Below are 1,551 nucleotides of genomic sequence, written 5' to 3'. Positions count from 1 at the left end.
AAGGCAGCCGAGGGGCTTTTCATCATGGAGGTCTTTCCGGCTCTGGCGCTGCCCGGCTTCTTCGAGGTTTTCTCTGGAAGGCTTGGCGGTCCACGTTATAATCCCGCGCGACGCAAGACGTTCAAGATCGAGCACTGGCAGGAGGTCAATTTATTGATCGCCGAATTCGGAAGCAAAGATGAGACTACCGGCCTGACGTCCTGGTGCCGCAGTCACAGCACGAAGGTGGCACCTTCCAAGGCGGACCAGGATAAGCTCGATGCCGTGATATGCGCGGTAGTCGGGTGGCATTGGCTCATGGCGCCTCGTAGCCAGTCCGTTATGATCGGGGATCGTGAGAGCGGATAAATCGTGGCGCCGGCCATGGCTGGGCTCCACGATAGATTGGCAGCCGCCGCCAAGAAGCATGGCGTCGCTGTTGACGGCACCATCTTTTTGCCGGATCGACGAACTGCCAGCGCTGTGCCGGCACACTGACGCCACATCCCGCAATCAAAATCTTCACAGCCTGCTTGCGCTCGCGATTTTTCATCGCTATATCGCGCCGACGCTTCGCCCAAATGCCCTCGACCGGCTGCCACTGGGCGAAAGCGAATGCGGAGAGGTGGTAGAGTGGTCGATTGCACCGCACTCGAAATGCGGAGTACCTGTGAGGGTACCGTGGGTTCGAATCCCACCCTCTCCGCCATCGGATTTCCACTCTCCGCCAATCAACCTCAAGGCTTTGGCTTTCTTAGCAAATTTCTGACGGAACTGCCCTAACCCAGAGAGTCCGACCATGAAAGTATCAGCCAAGGTATCAGGCGGGGTACAACCTGAAGTATCCGCAGGCGACGCGGAAATCATTTCCGCGTCGAAACCGAATCGCAACAAAAAATCGGCATCCTCCGGCCGATACCTGGTGCGCAACGGCAATTCCCTGCTGCTTCAGATCAGGATGCCGAAGAGCCTCGTCTCAAAAGGCAACGGGCTCTTGCGATTGAGTCTCGGCCCGATGCCCGTCGCCAAAGCGCGGGCGCTCACCGACGAACTCACCGGAATCGCCCGTAGGGCCTTCCGCGACCTGGAGAGAATAATGAACGACGACGAGAACATCGATCACGATGAGGATAACGAGGAGGCCGCAAGAGAAAGGTGGCGGCACTTTTCGGCCTCGACGGAGCCGATGACGAACGTCTGACGATCCAGGTCATGACGGCGCATATGAAGGCAGCCCTCTATGACATGCACCAGCCCGGCACTCCTCCAACTCCGAGGGAGGCCCAGGGACACGAGATGATCCTCCACCTCGTGTCCATCACACGAGAAGTGACAGCGAAGCGAGAGGGCCGTGAACATAGCCCACTCATTACCGACAACGCCGATCTGCTGGCTTCTACGTACATCAGTAAATGGCAGACCGATACGGCAGCCTCGGATGCGTCTCGCGCCCCCGAGGCGGCATCCGGGTTGCCCCCGGCCGCGAGGCTCCTTCTCAGGCGAGCTATTCGCCCGCGCAGACGCCCGTCGTTCCGCCGTCCGCTCCGATTTCCCCTGTGGTTTTCCAGACAC

Annotated in this window: 1 protein-coding gene, 1 tRNA gene and 1 pseudogene; all 3 read left to right on the top strand. The window is 59.3% G+C overall.

The window, feature by feature from the left end:
- A pseudogene (locus AC2YI2_RS34925) lies at positions 1 to 348 on the top strand (DUF429 domain-containing protein); the annotation flags it as partial.
- 250 nt (positions 349 to 598) lie between these two features.
- A tRNA-Ser gene (locus AC2YI2_RS34920) sits at positions 599 to 688 on the top strand.
- A 249-nt stretch (positions 689 to 937) separates the two neighbouring features.
- Entirely contained in the window at positions 938 to 1,180 is a 243-nt protein-coding gene (locus AC2YI2_RS34915; protein WP_487391107.1) for a hypothetical protein, read from the top strand.
- Positions 1,181 to 1,551 lie beyond the last annotated feature (371 nt).

The sequence above is a fragment of the Rhizobium sp. SRI_017 genome (assembly GCF_057586295.1).
Note: the sequence above shows the minus strand (reverse complement) of the source record. Positions and strands in the feature narration are given on the sequence as shown.